The following is a 16,499-nucleotide window of genomic DNA, read 5'->3' as shown; positions in this document are numbered from 1 at the left end:
AAGGAAGTTTATCTTTTTCACACAGCATCCCGTTCCGGCTCAAATCGGCTAATTAACTTTAGCCCGAGTTCAATTCAACTTGTAAATCTACAAGTTGAAACCAACAATAGCATGAAAACATTGAGAACGGGTAGGTCCTGCCTATCCGTTTTTATTAAAATCATGTTATAATAGAATAGAAATCAAAAATAAATAGGAGAAACAAACCTCATGGCACGCGAATTTTCACTTGAAAAAACTCGTAATATCGGTATCATGGCTCACGTCGATGCTGGTAAAACAACTACAACTGAGCGTATCCTTTACTACACTGGTAAAATCCACAAAATCGGTGAAACTCACGAAGGTGCGTCACAAATGGACTGGATGGAGCAAGAGCAAGAGCGTGGTATCACGATCACATCTGCTGCGACAACAGCTCAATGGAACAACCACCGCGTAAACATCATCGACACACCAGGACACGTGGACTTCACAATCGAAGTACAACGTTCTCTTCGTGTATTGGATGGTGCGGTTACCGTTCTTGACTCACAATCAGGTGTTGAGCCTCAAACTGAAACAGTATGGCGTCAAGCAACTGAGTACGGAGTTCCACGTATCGTATTTGCCAACAAAATGGACAAAATCGGTGCTGACTTCCTTTACTCTGTAAGCACACTTCACGATCGTCTTCAAGCAAATGCACACCCAATCCAATTGCCAATCGGTTCTGAAGATGACTTCCGTGGGATCATCGACTTGATCAAGATGAAAGCTGAAATCTATACGAACGATCTTGGTACAGATATCCTTGAAGAAGATATTCCAGCTGAATACCTTGACCAAGCTCAAGAATACCGTGAAAAATTGGTTGAAGCAGTTGCTGAAACTGATGAAGAATTGATGATGAAATACCTCGAAGGTGAAGAAATCACTAACGAAGAATTGAAAGCTGGTATCCGTAAAGCGACTATCAACGTTGAATTCTTCCCAGTATTGTGTGGTTCAGCCTTCAAGAATAAAGGTGTTCAATTGATGCTTGATGCGGTTATTGACTACCTTCCAAGCCCACTTGATATCCCAGCAATCAAAGGTATTAACCCAGACACAGATGCTGAAGAAACTCGTCCAGCATCTGACGAAGAGCCATTTGCAGCTCTTGCCTTCAAGATCATGACTGACCCATTCGTAGGTCGTTTGACATTCTTCCGTGTTTACTCAGGTGTTCTTCAATCAGGTTCATACGTATTGAACACTTCTAAAGGTAAACGTGAACGTATCGGACGTATCCTTCAAATGCACGCTAACAGCCGTCAAGAAATCGACACTGTTTACTCAGGTGATATCGCTGCTGCCGTTGGTTTGAAAGATACTACAACTGGTGACTCATTGACAGATGAAAAAGCTAAAATCATTCTTGAGTCAATCAATGTTCCAGAACCAGTTATCCAATTGATGGTTGAGCCAAAATCTAAAGCTGACCAAGACAAGATGGGTATCGCCCTTCAAAAATTGGCTGAAGAAGATCCAACATTCCGCGTTGAAACAAACGTTGAAACTGGTGAAACAGTTATCTCAGGTATGGGTGAGCTTCACCTTGACGTCCTTGTTGACCGTATGCGTCGTGAGTTCAAAGTTGAAGCGAACGTAGGTGCTCCTCAAGTATCTTACCGTGAAACATTCCGCGCTTCTACTCAAGCACGTGGATTCTTCAAACGTCAGTCTGGTGGTAAAGGTCAATTCGGTGATGTATGGATTGAATTTACTCCAAACGAAGAAGGTAAAGGATTCGAATTCGAAAACGCAATCGTCGGTGGTGTGGTTCCTCGTGAATTTATCCCAGCGGTTGAAAAAGGTTTGGTAGAATCTATGGCTAACGGTGTTCTTGCAGGTTACCCAATGGTTGACGTTAAAGCTAAGCTTTACGATGGTTCATACCACGATGTCGACTCATCTGAAACTGCCTTCAAGATCGCGGCTTCACTTGCTCTTAAAGAAGCTGCTAAATCAGCACAACCAGCTATCCTTGAGCCAATGATGCTTGTAACAATCACTGTTCCAGAAGAAAACCTTGGTGATGTTATGGGGCACGTAACTGCTCGTCGTGGACGTGTAGATGGTATGGAAGCACACGGTAACAGCCAAATCGTTCGTGCTTACGTTCCACTTGCTGAAATGTTCGGTTACGCAACAGTTCTTCGTTCTGCATCTCAAGGACGTGGTACATTCATGATGGTATTTGACCACTACGAAGATGTACCTAAGTCAGTACAAGAAGAAATCATTAAGAAAAACAAAGGTGAAGACTAATCAGTCCTCGCTCTAGAAGGAAGTCACTTAGTGGCTTCCTTTTGTCTTTAGAAAATACTTCTAAATATGGTAAAATAGTAGGAGAATAATGTGAGGAAAATGAATGTCAAACAGTTTTGAAATTTTGATGAATCAACTGGGGATGTCTGCTGAAATGAGACAGGATCCTGCTTTATTACAGGCTGATATTGAGCGAGTTGTGGTTCATAAAATTAGTAAGGTATGGGAGTTTCATTTCGTATTTTCTAATATTTTACCTATTGAAATCTTTTTAGAATTAAAGAAAGGTTTGAGGGAAGAATTTTCTAAGACAGGCAATAAAGCTGTTTTCGAAATCAAGGCTCGGTCTCAAGAATTTTCAAATCAACTCTTGCAGGCCTATTATAGAGAGGCTTTTTCTGACGGGCCATGTGCTAGTCAAGGTTTTAAGTCCCTCTATCAAAATTTGCAAGTTCGTGCTGAGGGCGATCAACTCTTTATTGAAGGCTCAGAGGCGATTGATAAGGAACATTTTAAGAAAAATCACCTTCCTAATTTGGCTAAACAATTTGAAAAATTTGGTTTTCCAACTTTTAACTGTCAAGTTGAGAAGAGTGATGTCCTGACCCAAGAGCAAGAGGAAGCCTTTCATGCTGAAAATGAGCAGATTGTTCAAGCGGCCAATGAAGAAGCACTCCGTGCTATGGAACAACTAGAACAGATGGCACCTCCTCCAGCGGAAGAGAAACCAGCCTTTGATTTTCAAACCAAAAAGGCTGCAGCTAAACCCAAGCTGGATAAGGCGGAGATTACTCCTATGATCGAAGTGACGACGGAGGAAAATCGTCTGGTCTTTGAAGGGGTTGTTTTTGATGTGGAGCAAAAAGTGACTAGAACAGGTCGTGTTTTGATCAACTTTAAAATGACAGACTACACTTCAAGTTTTTCGATGCAAAAGTGGGTTAAGAACGAGGAAGAAGCTCAGAAGTTTGATCTAATTAAGAAAAATTCTTGGCTCCGGGTCCGTGGGAATGTGGAGATGAATAACTTCACACGCGATTTGACTATGAATGTGCAGGATGTGCAGGAAGTTGTTCACTATGAGCGGAAGGATTTGATGCCAGAAGGTGAGCGTCGAGTTGAGTTTCATGCTCATACTAACATGTCGACTATGGATGCTTTGCCAGAGGTCGAAGAGATTGTTGCGACAGCTGCTAAGTGGGGACATAAGGCGGTTGCCATTACGGACCATGGAAATGTCCAGTCCTTCCCACATGGCTATAAGGCGGCTAAGAAAGCGGGAATTCAGCTGATTTATGGAATGGAAGCCAATATCGTGGAGGACCGTGTCCCTATCGTCTATAATGAAGTGGAGATGGACTTGTCGGAAGCGACCTACGTGGTCTTTGACGTAGAAACGACGGGGCTTTCAGCTATCTATAATGACTTGATTCAGGTTGCGGCTTCTAAGATGTACAAGGGGAATGTCATTGCTGAATTTGATGAATTTATCAATCCTGGTCATCCCTTGTCGGCCTTTACCACGGAGTTGACTGGTATTACAGATGATCATGTCAAAAATGCCAAACCACTGGAACAAGTTCTGCAAGAATTTCAAGAATTTTGTAAGGATACAGTCTTAGTTGCCCACAATGCAACCTTTGACGTTGGCTTTATGAATGCCAATTATGAGCGTCATGGTCTGCCAAAAATTAGTCAACCAGTTATCGATACGCTCGAATTCGCAAGAAATCTCTATCCTGAGTATAAACGTCATGGTTTGGGATCTTTGACCAAGCGTTTTGGTGTGGCTTTGGAACATCATCATATGGCCAACTACGATGCGGAAGCTACTGGTCGCCTGCTTTTCATCTTTATCAAAGAGGTGGCAGAAAAACATGGTGTGACTGATTTAGCTAGACTCAACATTGATTTGATTAGTCCAGATTCTTATAAAAAAGCTCGGATTAAACATGCGACCATTTATGTCAAGAATCAGGTCGGCCTAAAAAATATTTTTAAGCTGGTTTCGTTGTCTAATACCAAGTACTTTGAAGGAGTGCCACGGATTCCGAGAACGGTTTTAGATGCCCATCGGGAAGGTTTGATTTTAGGTTCAGCTTGCTCTGAAGGTGAGGTTTTTGATGCAGTTGTATCCCAAGGTGTGGATGCGGCGGTCGAGGTGGCTAAGTATTATGACTTTATCGAGGTCATGCCTCCAGCTATCTATGCGCCACTTATTGCTAAGGAGCAGGTCAAGGATATGGAGGAACTCCAGACTATTATCAAGAGTTTGATTGAGGTTGGGGACCGCCTTGGCAAGCCCGTTCTGGCTACGGGAAATGTCCACTATATAGAACCCGAAGAAGAGATTTATCGTGAAATTATCGTCCGTAGTTTGGGACAGGGGGCTATGATTAACCGGACCATCGGTCATGGGGAACATGCCCAACCAGCTCCTTTGCCAAAGGCTCATTTTAGAACGACTAATGAGATGTTGGATGAATTTGCCTTCTTGGGAGAGGAACTGGCTCGGAAATTGGTTATTGAAAACACCAATGCCTTGGCAGAAATCTTTGAAACCGTTGAGGTTGTTAAGGGTGATTTGTACACACCTTTCATTGATAAGGCTGAAGAAACAGTTGCCGAATTAACCTATAAGAGAGCTTTTGAGATTTATGGAAATCCGTTGCCAGATATTGTTGATTTGCGGATTGAAAAAGAATTAACTTCTATTCTGGGGAATGGATTTGCCGTGATTTATCTGGCATCGCAGATGCTGGTGCAACGTTCTAATGAACGGGGATACTTGGTTGGTTCTCGTGGTTCTGTAGGATCTAGTTTCGTTGCAACCATGATTGGGATTACAGAAGTCAATCCTCTTTCTCCTCACTATGTCTGTGGTCAGTGTCAGTACAGTGAGTTTATAACTGATGGTTCTTACGGTTCAGGTTTTGATATGCCCAATAAGGACTGTCCAAAATGTGGTCACAAACTCAGCAAAAACGGACAGGATATTCCTTTCGAGACTTTCCTTGGTTTTGATGGAGACAAGGTTCCCGATATCGACTTGAACTTCTCAGGAGAAGACCAGCCTAGTGCCCACTTGGATGTGCGTGATATTTTTGGTGAGGAATATGCCTTCCGTGCAGGAACGGTTGGTACGGTGGCTGCTAAGACCGCCTATGGCTTTGTCAAGGGCTATGAGCGAGACTATGGCAAGTTTTATCGAGATGCGGAGGTGGAACGCCTCGCTCAAGGTGCGGCTGGTGTCAAGCGAACAACAGGTCAACACCCGGGGGGAATCGTTGTTATTCCTAACTACATGGATGTCTATGATTTTACGCCTGTCCAGTATCCAGCGGATGATGTGACGGCTGAATGGCAGACCACTCACTTTAACTTCCACGATATCGATGAGAACGTCCTCAAACTAGATGTACTGGGACATGATGATCCGACCATGATTCGGAAATTACAGGACTTGTCTGGGATTGACCCTAATGAAATTCCTATGGATGACGAAGGCGTTATGGCCCTTTTTTCTGGGACTGATGTGCTAGGGGTGACACCTGAGCAAATCGGAACTCCGACAGGCATGCTGGGGATTCCTGAGTTTGGGACCAACTTTGTCCGTGGAATGGTCGATGAAACCCATCCGACGACTTTTGCAGAATTGTTGCAGTTGTCAGGGTTGTCCCACGGTACCGACGTTTGGCTGGGGAATGCCCAAGATTTGATTAAACAAGGAATTGCGGACCTATCAACTGTTATCGGTTGTCGGGACGACATCATGGTTTATCTCATGCACGCGGGTCTCGAACCTAAGATGGCCTTTACTATCATGGAACGGGTGCGTAAAGGCTTGTGGCTCAAGATTTCCGAAGAGGAGAGAAATGGCTATATCGAAGCTATGAAGGCCAATAAGGTACCAGAGTGGTATATCGAGTCCTGTGGGAAAATTAAGTACATGTTCCCTAAAGCCCATGCGGCAGCCTACGTTATGATGGCCTTGCGTGTAGCTTACTTCAAGGTTCACCATCCTATTTATTACTACTGTGCTTACTTCTCCATTCGTGCCAAGGCTTTTGATATCAAGACCATGGGTGCGGGCTTGGATGCCATTAAGCGCAGAATGGAAGAAATCTCTGAAAAACGGAAGAACAATGAAGCCTCTAATGTGGAAATCGATCTTTATACAACTCTTGAGATTGTCAATGAGATGTGGGAACGAGGTTTCAAGTTTGGAAAACTCGATCTCTACCGTAGTCAGGCGACAGAGTTCCTTATCGATGGGGATACCCTCATCCCACCATTTGTAGCAATGGATGGTCTGGGAGAGAACGTTGCTAAGCAGTTGGTGCGAGCGCGTGAAGAGGGAGAATTCCTTTCTAAAACAGAACTACGCAAACGTGGCGGGCTCTCATCAACCTTGGTTGAAAAGATGGATGAAATGGGTATTCTTGGAAATATGCCAGAGGATAACCAGTTGAGTTTATTTGATGAGTTGTTTTAAAAAATTGCTTATTTTGATCAAGTGGACAAAATATGTCCACTTGATTTGTTATAATTCTCTTAAAAATAATAGAAAAGAGAGTATAATATGGTGAATCAAGGAATTTTAAATTCTAACGTGTCAATTGAAGAGCAAATTTACAATTTTGAAAAAGGCTTGAAAGATGATGGGAGTGATTGGACTGGATTCCCACAAATAGACTTAAAAGAAGATTCTCAATGTATTTACATTTGCGGTATTTCAGAGACTGACAGATGGCATTTGTTTTATACGTTAACTAAAATAAAACCTGCTACTCCAATAGCATCACTTGGATATTATCGAGTGAGAGATAATTTGATTTTTTCTAAACATAGTCAATGGATAAAACTGCAAATGGAGCATACAGAGTATGACTTGATTTTTCTGGAGGGAGTTCAACTTTTGGGAGAGGCTGATCAAAGGGTACAGGAATACTGGATGCAGCAATTCAAAGAGAATAAGAAAAGAGGCAGACTCTTCATTGTATATTCAGACTGCTTACCCGAAGACTTAAAAAATATGGATGAATCCGTAGTTGAGTTCTTCGAATCTGGCATATTGGTACAGTTGAAATCACCTAAGGGCTAGTTTATTTTGCTTTAATCGTTTTGAATATAAAGTGCTAGTTAGACTATAGAAGTGATAATAATGTACTAGAAATAATATTGTTTGAATAATATGTAGAAGGAAATTGCAGATGAATGATCAAGAGAGACTATTAACAATTTTTTTACGTTTACAGTTAGGTACTTCACTAGGAAAAAAGCAACTGGCTCAGGAATTTGAGGTTAGTGAAAAGACGATACAGAGAGATTTTTCGCTACTCCGTGATATTTTATCTAATAACACCAGTTATAGTGGAGATTTGCTTTATAACCGTAAAATGAATAAGTATAGCCTATCAAGTAAGTCAGTTTTTAATAAAAAGGATATACTTGTTATTTCAAAGATTTTATTGGAAAATCGAGCACTGAATAGGCCAGAAATTGATAGCTTACTAAATAATTTACTGGTCTTAGTTCCCCGTGATGATCAGAAAGAAATTGAGCAAATCATTGGCAGTGAAAAGCTGAACTATACTCCCTTAACGGATCAACAAAATAGAATCGAGAAAATATGGAATTTATCAGAAGCTATTTTGCATGAACAGGTTCTAGATATTATCTATCAAAAACCTTATTCTGAGTCTTCTAAGAGGCAGACTGTTTTGCCAGTCTCTCTTTACTATGATAGTCATTATTTCTATCTGGTTGTTTACCAGTTGAAACATGCTACTTATATTACTTTAAGAGTAGACCGTATCCAGTCATGGTCCCTTAGTGGTATAGAGAAACCCTCTATTTCTTATCGAGATAAATTTAGAGATGGTGATATTCGTAACGAGAGAGTAGATGCTTTTATCGGGAAGAAAATCAGTATTGAAATCGAGTACTTGTACGATCCGACGATTGTGATGGATCAATTTCCAAATGCAAAAATAGTTGGGAAAAATGGCGATTGGACTCATTTTAAATTTGAAAGTCAGCACACACCGGGGCTTAAACGCTGGTTACTGGGGCAAGGGGAAGCAGTTACTGTTTTGTCTCCTCGGATTTTAGTAGAGGATATGAAGCGAACAGTTCAAGAAATGATAGATAAATATAGATGAGGATAAAATGAGTATTCAATTTACTTCTAAAAAGGTTGGAGAACTATTGAAAGAAGGGAAGTTGCGGATTCCTTCTTATCAAAGACCATATAAATGGAACAGAAAACATATCCGTAATCTTTTTTATGATTTACGAGATGCTATGGACAAAAAGGAATATCAGATTGGTTCCGTTATCTTACATGAAATCTTACATGAGAATGATGGATACTTAGATCATGAAAATGATAGATACTTAGATATTGTCGATGGACAGCAACGGCTAATTTCTATTTCCTTGTTTCTTCATTTATTAGATAGATTAGAGAATTATAAGGGTGCTAAGCAACTGCTGAGTGCTGCTGTATTTGGAGAGCTATCTTGCTATCATGCGAGTGAAAATTATAATGAGTGGGAAAATTTGACTCAATTGGTTGGCGAAAATCAGGCAAAAGATATTTGCAATTTTTTATTGGAAAATTGTTCTGTCTCCGTGATTACTATGCCACAGGAACGATTATCGGAAGCCTTTCAGTTATTTGATTCTCAGAATAATCGTGGTAAATCTTTAGAACCTCATGATTTGCTCAAAGCCTATCATCTTCGCAAGGAAGATTCAGAAGATGAAAAGATTGTTGAAAAGTGGGAGCAATTTGTAGAGGATAAAGATTTAAGTCTCAAAGAGTTGTTTGATAAACATCTTTTTCGTATGAGACGTTGGTCCCGAGGAGAGACAGGCTTGACAAACAAGCGTTACGGATCTTATCTCCGTTTTACAGAGGATTTTATTGACGATTTTAAAGGTGTTGATTTGAATCAGAACTTTCCATACTTAGAATTGTATCGTCATATTGAAAATCTCCCCATGTCCATTACTATGCCAATCATTGATGGAAGTAAATTTTTTGAGTATATTGAATCTGCTCATGAAACTATTAAAGAACATAAAGATTTTTTAAATGATGAGTTAGGACTTTCTAATGAGTCAGAGGGAGAAAAAAATGTAGCTTACCCAAAAGGTATGTTGAATATTTACAATAGCTCAAAGGGACGCTACCTCAAGTGCCACAATATATTCCTAAATATTTGCTCGCTTTTTGCAGAGAGATTTGGAAAAGATGAGCTATCAAAGGAGATAGTAGAGACCTTGTTTATTTGGTCTTATTACCCTCGGGTTAAGTCTAAAGCCATATATGATGCAACGGTAGGGAAATACGCTGCTGGTGGAAGTTTTAGACAAAAAGAGACTCAAAAGTTATTTCAACTTTTATCCCATGCTGTTACTCCGAATGATTTCATGATCAAGATAGATAGAGAATTATTTGAAAATTATACTGTGGACAAGATTATAGAAGAGGAAAAAGATAAATGGTAGAAACACATATAAGCTTATCAGTTAATCGTTTGTTAAATGAAGATACCTATGCTATTCCTCTTTATCAGAGAAATTTTGCTTGGACTTATGATGAAATTGAGCAGTTATTGAACGACGTAGCAGATGCTGTTCAAGAAAATAGAGATAATTACTATATTGGAACATTAGTCGTTAATAAAGAGAATAACATTTTCAAAATCATAGATGGGCAACAGCGGACAACCGCTCTTAATTTGATTGCCTTAGCTTTGAAGCATGAGTTTGGTTTTGATAGATTGAAAGCTGTCAATCTTACCTTCCCAGCTAGGAAGAAATCAAATAAGAATATTCAAGATTTATTTGCCAAGAAAAAAATTTTAGAGGGCGATGAAAATGAGCTGACTAGAGGTTACGGACATGCTAGAGACGCATTGAAAAAAGTGTTGGAAGAGCGCCAATTGAATCCTCAGTCTTTCGTTAATTATCTTTTTGAAAAGGTCATCATTTTTCGGAGTATACTTCCTGAAGATTTAGATTTGAATCTTTATTTCGAACGTTTCAATTCTCGAGGAGAACAACTAGAGGCTCATGAGATTCTTAAGGCACAAATGATGTCTAAATTTGGTGAAGATCAAGAAATGGCGCAAAAGTTTGCAAGAATTTGGGATGCCTGTGCAGAGTTTGATAAGCCGGTAGCAAGTCAGTTTAAGATGCGGCGGAAGAGAGCAGATGACTTTCAAGAACGTGAACGTATTTTTGGATGGCATTTTACAAATTACTCATTTCATAATATTTATGATGATATTGATTTTTATCAAAATGAAAGAAGAAAGTTATCAGATATATTAGGAAAAAAGATAAATGAAAAAAATATAGAAGTAGAAAAAGATTTTGGTGATTATACCCAAGTTATCGATTTTCCAACCTTCCTACTCCATGTATTGGCAATTTGGGAAGGTAAGGATACCAATGAGGTTCAGTTAGACGATAAGAAACTTCTAGCTCTATTTGATATAAAAAATAAAAATAAGACTTGGGTTATTGAATTCAGTGAATTTCTTCTTAAAATAAAACATATTTTTGATAATTACATCGTTAGAAATTCAAATATGGATTCTTCGAGCAGAAATAAGGATGAATGGTTTTTGCAGAAGGGGACTTATTATGAATATCAACCTAATGGAAAAGCGAAAGAGCATTACATAGTTGAAGAACGCTTTACTAAGAATACATTTTCAGATTCGGAAATTAACCAAAACATCATTCTTCTCCAATCCATGTTTGCTGTGACCTTTACTGCCAATCGTGATAGTCGTTGGTTATATGAAATCTTGCAATTCTTGTTTAACCATATTGAAGAGTTAAATCAAACAGAATTTGCTAGTCTGTTTAAGGATTTTCTTGAGAAAATGGCAGTGAGATATGCTGAGGAAAGATTGTTTACTGAAGATAAAAGTATCAAAAAATATGGGGCAATTCCTGTTTATGCTTTTAACTTTGTAGATTATGTTTTATGGAAAAATCGTGCCGAATTAGAGAAAGAGTACAAGGATATTAAATTTGATAATTTCAAATTTGCCTATCGCCGTTCCATAGAGCATTGGTTTCCTCAGAATCCAAACGGACACGATGGAGAGAGCCAATTACCTGCTGATTTTTTACATTCCTTTGGCAATCTTTGTATCATTACAGATAGTCAGAACTCCCGGTTTGGCAATTCCTATCCAGAGGCCAAATTAAAACAATGGAAAGAAGAAGGTATCTTTCCTCGTCAGAGTTTAAAATTACAAATAATGGCTGCCATAACGGAAAAGACTAAATGGAAATCAGATCAGATTGTAGGATTGGAAAAAGAGATCTTGACTAGGGTAAATCATTTTATAGAAAATAAGTCATCAGAACAATGATAATCATCTATCTGAAGAAGGCTAATGTATATCCAATAGATTTACATTGGCCTTCTTTTTTGTTAAAATAGTCTATAGAAAGAGGGTGAGAGTATGTCAAAGACGAGTATGAGCATCCGTTTGGATAGTGAGGTTAAGGAGCAGGCCCAACAGGTGTTTAATAATCTGGGAATGGATATGACAACAGCTATCAATATTTTCCTTCGTCAAGCTATTCAATATCAGGGTTTACCTTTCGATGTTAGACTAGACGAAAATCGGAAGTTGCTTGAGGTATTAACGGATTTAGACCAAAATCGTAATATGAGCCAGTCTTTTGAATCAGTCTCAGACTTGATGGAGGACTTGCGTGCTTAAGATTCGTTATCATAAACAGTTTAAAAAAGATTTTAAGTTGGCTATGAAGCGTGGTTTGAAGGCAGAATTATTAGAAGAAGTTTTAAATTTTCTTGTTCAAGAAAAAGAACTTCCTGCTAGATATCGTGATCATCAATTGACGGCATCCAAGTATTTTCAAGGAGTTCGTGAATGCCATATCCAGCCAGATTGGCTTTTGGTTTATAAAGTAGACAAGGAAGAATTGATTTTAAATTTGCTGAGGACAGGCAGTCATAGTGATTTGTTTTAATAAATTTTAAGGGGGGTTCTCATGAAACTTAGAATATTCGCAGAAGATAAACCGAACCAAAAAGTCTTTGATTATCAGCTGGAACTGGATTCGGATAAAATTTTGAAAGCAACAACTTTGATTTGTGCTACGGTAGCAGCGGTTAGCCTGCTATCCCTGTTTAAATAAAAATAGAAAAGAGAAAACAGAATGGTTTTACCAAATTTTAAAGAAAATCTAGAAAAATATGCGAAATTATTGGTTGCGAACGGAATCAACGTGCAACCTGGTCACACTTTGGCTCTCTCTATCGATGTGGAGCAACGTGAGTTGGCTCACTTAATTGTCAAAGAAGCTTACGCTTTGGGTGCGCATGAGGTTATCGTTCAGTGGACAGATGATGTCATTAACCGTGAGAAATTCCTCCACGCACCGATGGAGCGTCTGGATAATGTACCAGAATACAAGATTGCTGAGATGAACTATCTTTTGGAGAACAAAGCTAGCCGTCTCGGTGTCCGTTCATCTGATCCAGGTGCCTTGAACGGTGTGGACGCTGACAAGCTTTCAGCTTCTGCTAAAGCTATGGGACTTGCTATGAAGCCAATGCGTATCGCAACTCAATCCAACAAGGTTAGCTGGACTGTAGCAGCCGCTGCTGGACTTGAATGGGCTAAGAAAGTCTTTCCAAATGCTGCGAGCGACGAAGAAGCAGTCGATCTCCTTTGGGACCAAATTTTCAAAACTTGCCGTGTCTATGAAGAAGATCCTGTTAAGGCTTGGGAAGAGCATGCAGCTATCCTCAAGAGCAAGGCAGATATGCTTAATAAAGAACAATTTTCAGCCCTTCACTACACAGCGCCAGGGACTGATTTGACCCTTGGTTTGCCGAAGAACCACGTTTGGGAATCAGCTGGTGCTATCAATGCACAGGGCGAAGGATTCTTGCCAAATATGCCGACAGAGGAAGTCTTCACAGCGCCTGACTTCCGTCGTGCAGATGGTTATGTCACTTCTACAAAACCGCTTAGCTACAACGGAAATATCATTGAAGGCATTAAGGTGACCTTTAAGGATGGACAAATCGTTGACATTACTGCTGAGAAGGGCGATCAAGTCATGAAAGACCTTGTCTTTGAAAATGCAGGTGCGCGTGCCTTGGGTGAATGTGCCTTGGTACCAGATCCAAGCCCAATTTCTCAGTCAGGCATTACCTTCTTTAACACCCTTTTCGATGAGAATGCGTCAAATCACTTGGCTATCGGTGCAGCCTATGCAACTAGCGTCGTTGGTGGAGCGGAGATGAGCGAAGAGGAGCTTGAAGCTGCGGGGCTTAACCGTTCAGATGTTCACGTAGACTTTATGATTGGTTCTAACCAAATGGATATCGATGGTATCCGTGAGGACGGGACACGTGTACCACTCTTCCGTAACGGAGATTGGGCAAATTAAGGAGATAATATGTTAGGAAGTATGTTCGTTGGTCTCCTAGTGGGATTTTTAGCAGGTACTCTAACCAATCGTGGAGAGCGAATGGGATGTTTTGGGAAAATGTTTCTCGGTTGGATTGGTGCTTTTATAGGCCACTTACTTTTTGGGACTTGGGGACCGATAATAGCAGGAACTGCCATTATTCCGGCAGTACTAGGTTCCATGATTGTCTTAGCGATTTTCTGGAGACGAGGAAGTTAATTTCTTAAATCTGATACTCAATGAAAATCAAAGAGCAAACTAGGAAACTAGCCGCAGGCTGCTCAAAGCACTGCTTTGAGGTTGTAGATAGAACTGACGAAGTCAGCTCAAAACACTGTTTTGAGGTTGCAGATGAAGTTGACGCGGTTTGAAGAGATTTTTGAAGAGTATGAAACGAAAAGGAGGTTGGTCATTGTACCAGCCTCCTTTTGATATGATATAATAGTTCTATGAGATTAGATAAATTTTTAGTTGCCTGCGCTGTGGGGAGCCGAACTGAGGTCAAAAACTTTCTCAAGGCTGGTCGCGTGACGGTAAATGGAAAAAAAGAGAAATCAGCTAAATTGAAGATTGATGAAGAAAGAGATGAGATTCGCTTTGACGGGCAAGTGTTGGAGTATGAAGAGTTTGTCTACTACATGATGAACAAGCCCAAAGGTGTTATTTCAGCGACTGAGGATCCCAAGCACAGAACCGTTCTGGACTTGCTGGATGATATTGCTCGGAGCAAGGAAGTTTTCCCAGTAGGACGCTTGGATATTGACACGCATGGTCTTTTGCTCTTGACCAATGATGGTCAGCTGGCTCATGTTCTTCTTTCGCCCAAGCGTCATGTGGACAAGACTTATCTGGCACAAGTCAAGGGAATCATGACCCAAGAAGATGTGGAGACATTTGCTGAGGGTATTCCTCTCAAAGACTTTACCTGTCAACCCGCTATACTGGAGCTTGTATCCATAGATACAGAAAAGAATCAAAGCAAAATCCGTGTGACCATTGCAGAAGGGAAGTTTCATCAGATCAAGCGTATGGTGGGCTACTGTGGCAAGGAAGTGGTGGACTTGCAACGATTGACTATGGGAACTTTAGTATTAGATGAGAACCTGGAACGAGGGGAATGGCGTCGCTTGACCAAGGAAGAATTAGAAATTCTCCGCGCTAATATTATTTAATTTAGTTTAATACTCAATGAAAATCAAAGAGCAAACTAGGAAACTAGCCGCAGGCTGTACTTGAATACGGCAAGGCGACGTTGACGTGGTTTGAAGAGATTTTCGAAGAGTATAAATTTGAAAAAGGTGAGGGAGAATATCCTCGCCTTTTATGTTTTTTAGTTGCTTCCTTTGAGAAAAGAGTTATAATAGACTGTAGAATAAAAGGAGGAATCTATGAACGCGATTCAAGAATCATTTACTAATAAACTATTTGCCAACTATGAAGCAAATGTAAAATACCAAGCGATTGAAAATGCTGCCAGCCACAACGGAATTTTTGCAGCCCTAGAACGTCGCCAAAGCCATGTAGATAACACACCTGTTTTCTCATTGGATTTGACCAAGGACAAGGTTACTAACCAGAAAGCTTCTGGTCGTTGCTGGATGTTTGCAGCTCTCAACACCTTCCGCCACAAGCTCATCTCTCAATATAAATTGGAAAACTTTGAGTTATCACAAGCCCACACTTTCTTCTGGGACAAGTATGAGAAATCCAACTGGTTTTTGGAGCAAGTGATTGCGACTGCAGACCAAGACTTGACGAGCCGTAAGGTTAAATTCCTACTTCAAACACCTCAACAAGATGGTGGTCAATGGGATATGGTCGTTTCCCTCTTTGAAAAATACGGTGTCGTGCCTAAGTCAGTTTATCCTGAGTCTGTTTCATCTAGCAGCAGTCGTGAGCTAAATGCGATCCTTAATAAATTGCTTCGTCAAGATGCTCAAATCTTGCGTGACTTGCTCGCTTCTGGCGCAGACCAAGCGACTGTTCAAGCTAAGAAAGAAGACCTCTTGCAAGAAATCTTTAATTTCCTTGCTATGTCACTAGGTCTTCCACCACGTAAATTTGACTTTGCTTATCGTGATAAGGATAACAACTACCAAAGTGAAAAGAGCATTACTCCACAAGAATTTTACAAGAAATATGTCAATCTTCCACTAGAAGATTACGTTTCTGTTATCAATGCTCCAACTGCTGATAAACCATACGGAAAATCTTACACAGTTGAGATGTTGGGAAATGTTGTCGGTAGCCGTGCAGTTCGTTACATCAACGTTCCTATGGAGCGTTTGAAAGAATTGGCGATTGCTCAAATGCAAGCAGGTGAGACTGTTTGGTTTGGTTCTGATGTCGGCCAGCTCAGCAACCGTAAGGCTGGAATCCTTGCGACAGATGTTTATGACTTTGAATCAAGCATGGACATTCAACTCACTCAAGACAAGGCTGGACGTTTGGACTACAGTGAAAGTTTGATGACCCACGCTATGGTCTTGACAGGTGTTGATTTGGATGAAAATGGCAAATCAATCAAGTGGAAGGTTGAAAACTCATGGGGAGACAAGGTCGGTACAGATGGTTACTTTGTTGCCTCAGACGCTTGGATGGACGAATACACTTACCAAATCGTTGTCCGTAAAGAATTGCTGACAGCAGCAGAACAAGCTGCCTATGAAGCAGAACCAATCGTACTTGCACCATGGGATCCAATGGGAGCCTTGGCCGAATAA

At 40.3% G+C, this 16,499-nt stretch carries 14 protein-coding genes; all 14 read left to right on the top strand.

Translation table 11 applies throughout. The annotated features are described in order from the left end of the window. The first annotated feature begins 210 nt into the window (after window positions 1-210). A complete protein-coding gene (fusA, locus tag ACLV7Q_RS09030) occupies window positions 211-2,292 on the top strand; it encodes an elongation factor G (RefSeq protein ID WP_000090354.1) in 2,082 nt (693 codons plus the stop codon). 103 nt (window positions 2,293-2,395) lie between these two features. After that, a complete protein-coding gene (locus tag ACLV7Q_RS09025) occupies window positions 2,396-6,787 on the top strand; it encodes a PolC-type DNA polymerase III (protein ID WP_218757307.1) in 4,392 nt (1,463 codons plus the stop codon). 87 nt (window positions 6,788-6,874) lie between these two features. After that, entirely contained in the window at window positions 6,875-7,396 is a 522-nt protein-coding gene (locus ACLV7Q_RS09020; protein ID WP_000247996.1) for a DnaA ATPase domain-containing protein, read from the top strand. A 109-nt stretch (window positions 7,397-7,505) separates the two neighbouring features. Continuing rightward, entirely contained in the window at window positions 7,506-8,456 is a 951-nt protein-coding gene (locus tag ACLV7Q_RS09015; RefSeq protein ID WP_218757308.1) for a helix-turn-helix transcriptional regulator, read from the top strand. A gap of 7 nt (window positions 8,457-8,463) precedes the next feature. After that, window positions 8,464-9,810 (top strand): DUF262 domain-containing protein, encoded by a 1,347-nt coding sequence (locus ACLV7Q_RS09010; RefSeq protein WP_218757309.1) that lies wholly within the window; start codon window positions 8,464-8,466, stop codon window positions 9,808-9,810. Then, on the top strand, window positions 9,804-11,696 hold the full coding sequence (locus ACLV7Q_RS09005; protein ID WP_218757310.1) for a DUF262 domain-containing protein: 1,893 nt from the start codon (window positions 9,804-9,806) through the stop codon (window positions 11,694-11,696). The genes ACLV7Q_RS09010 and ACLV7Q_RS09005 overlap by 7 nt, the downstream gene beginning before the upstream one ends. Before the next feature lie 93 nt (window positions 11,697-11,789). Further along, on the top strand, window positions 11,790-12,053 hold the full coding sequence (locus tag ACLV7Q_RS09000) for a type II toxin-antitoxin system RelB/DinJ family antitoxin (RefSeq protein WP_000047859.1): 264 nt from the start codon (window positions 11,790-11,792) through the stop codon (window positions 12,051-12,053). Continuing rightward, window positions 12,046-12,324 carry a type II toxin-antitoxin system YafQ family toxin gene (locus ACLV7Q_RS08995; RefSeq protein WP_000913059.1) on the top strand — a complete coding sequence of 93 codons (279 nt, stop codon included), beginning with the start codon at window positions 12,046-12,048 and terminating at the stop codon, window positions 12,322-12,324. The genes ACLV7Q_RS09000 and ACLV7Q_RS08995 overlap by 8 nt, the downstream gene beginning before the upstream one ends. Window positions 12,325-12,345: 21 nt before the next feature. Continuing rightward, window positions 12,346-12,492, top strand: coding sequence for a hypothetical protein (locus ACLV7Q_RS08990; RefSeq protein ID WP_000776637.1), 147 nt, complete (start codon window positions 12,346-12,348; stop codon window positions 12,490-12,492). Window positions 12,493-12,513: 21 nt separating this feature from the next. Further along, window positions 12,514-13,755 (top strand): aminopeptidase, encoded by a 1,242-nt coding sequence (locus tag ACLV7Q_RS08985; protein WP_000243934.1) that lies wholly within the window; start codon window positions 12,514-12,516, stop codon window positions 13,753-13,755. Window positions 13,756-13,764: 9 nt separating this feature from the next. Then, on the top strand, window positions 13,765-13,995 hold the full coding sequence (locus ACLV7Q_RS08980) for a GlsB/YeaQ/YmgE family stress response membrane protein (protein ID WP_000901572.1): 231 nt from the start codon (window positions 13,765-13,767) through the stop codon (window positions 13,993-13,995). Window positions 13,996-14,015: 20 nt separating this feature from the next. Beyond that, window positions 14,016-14,147 carry a chlorohydrolase gene (locus ACLV7Q_RS08975; RefSeq protein ID WP_218757311.1) on the top strand — a complete coding sequence of 44 codons (132 nt, stop codon included), beginning with the start codon at window positions 14,016-14,018 and terminating at the stop codon, window positions 14,145-14,147. 78 nt (window positions 14,148-14,225) lie between these two features. Then, on the top strand, window positions 14,226-14,948 hold the full coding sequence (locus ACLV7Q_RS08970) for a pseudouridine synthase (RefSeq protein ID WP_218757312.1): 723 nt from the start codon (window positions 14,226-14,228) through the stop codon (window positions 14,946-14,948). A 216-nt stretch (window positions 14,949-15,164) separates the two neighbouring features. Continuing rightward, window positions 15,165-16,499, top strand: a complete 1,335-nt coding sequence (gene pepC / locus ACLV7Q_RS08965; protein ID WP_218757832.1) for an aminopeptidase C — start codon at window positions 15,165-15,167, stop codon at window positions 16,497-16,499.

It is taken from the genome of Streptococcus mitis (assembly GCF_965111725.1).
In the GTDB taxonomy this organism is placed as follows: Bacteria; Bacillota; Bacilli; order Lactobacillales; family Streptococcaceae; genus Streptococcus; species Streptococcus mitis_DV.
Note: the sequence above shows the minus strand (reverse complement) of the source record. Positions and strands in the feature narration are given on the sequence as shown.

Excerpts from the sequence above, each read along its gene's own strand:
- pepC (WP_218757832.1), top strand. The coding sequence starts at position 15,165 with ATGAACGCGATTCAAGAATCATTTACTAATAAACTATTTGCCAACTAT.
- fusA (WP_000090354.1), top strand. The coding sequence starts at position 211 with ATGGCACGCGAATTTTCACTTGAAAAAACTCGTAATATCGGTATCATG.
- ACLV7Q_RS09015 (WP_218757308.1), top strand. The coding sequence starts at position 7,506 with ATGAATGATCAAGAGAGACTATTAACAATTTTTTTACGTTTACAGTTA.
- ACLV7Q_RS08990 (WP_000776637.1), top strand. The coding sequence starts at position 12,346 with ATGAAACTTAGAATATTCGCAGAAGATAAACCGAACCAAAAAGTCTTT.
- ACLV7Q_RS08970 (WP_218757312.1), top strand. The coding sequence starts at position 14,226 with ATGAGATTAGATAAATTTTTAGTTGCCTGCGCTGTGGGGAGCCGAACT.
- ACLV7Q_RS09000 (WP_000047859.1), top strand. The coding sequence starts at position 11,790 with ATGTCAAAGACGAGTATGAGCATCCGTTTGGATAGTGAGGTTAAGGAG.
- ACLV7Q_RS09010 (WP_218757309.1), top strand. The coding sequence starts at position 8,464 with ATGAGTATTCAATTTACTTCTAAAAAGGTTGGAGAACTATTGAAAGAA.
- ACLV7Q_RS08975 (WP_218757311.1), top strand. The coding sequence starts at position 14,016 with ATGAAAATCAAAGAGCAAACTAGGAAACTAGCCGCAGGCTGCTCAAAG.
- ACLV7Q_RS08980 (WP_000901572.1), top strand. The coding sequence starts at position 13,765 with ATGTTAGGAAGTATGTTCGTTGGTCTCCTAGTGGGATTTTTAGCAGGT.
- ACLV7Q_RS09025 (WP_218757307.1), top strand. The coding sequence starts at position 2,396 with ATGTCAAACAGTTTTGAAATTTTGATGAATCAACTGGGGATGTCTGCT.
- ACLV7Q_RS09005 (WP_218757310.1), top strand. The coding sequence starts at position 9,804 with ATGGTAGAAACACATATAAGCTTATCAGTTAATCGTTTGTTAAATGAA.
- ACLV7Q_RS08985 (WP_000243934.1), top strand. The coding sequence starts at position 12,514 with ATGGTTTTACCAAATTTTAAAGAAAATCTAGAAAAATATGCGAAATTA.
- ACLV7Q_RS09020 (WP_000247996.1), top strand. The coding sequence starts at position 6,875 with ATGGTGAATCAAGGAATTTTAAATTCTAACGTGTCAATTGAAGAGCAA.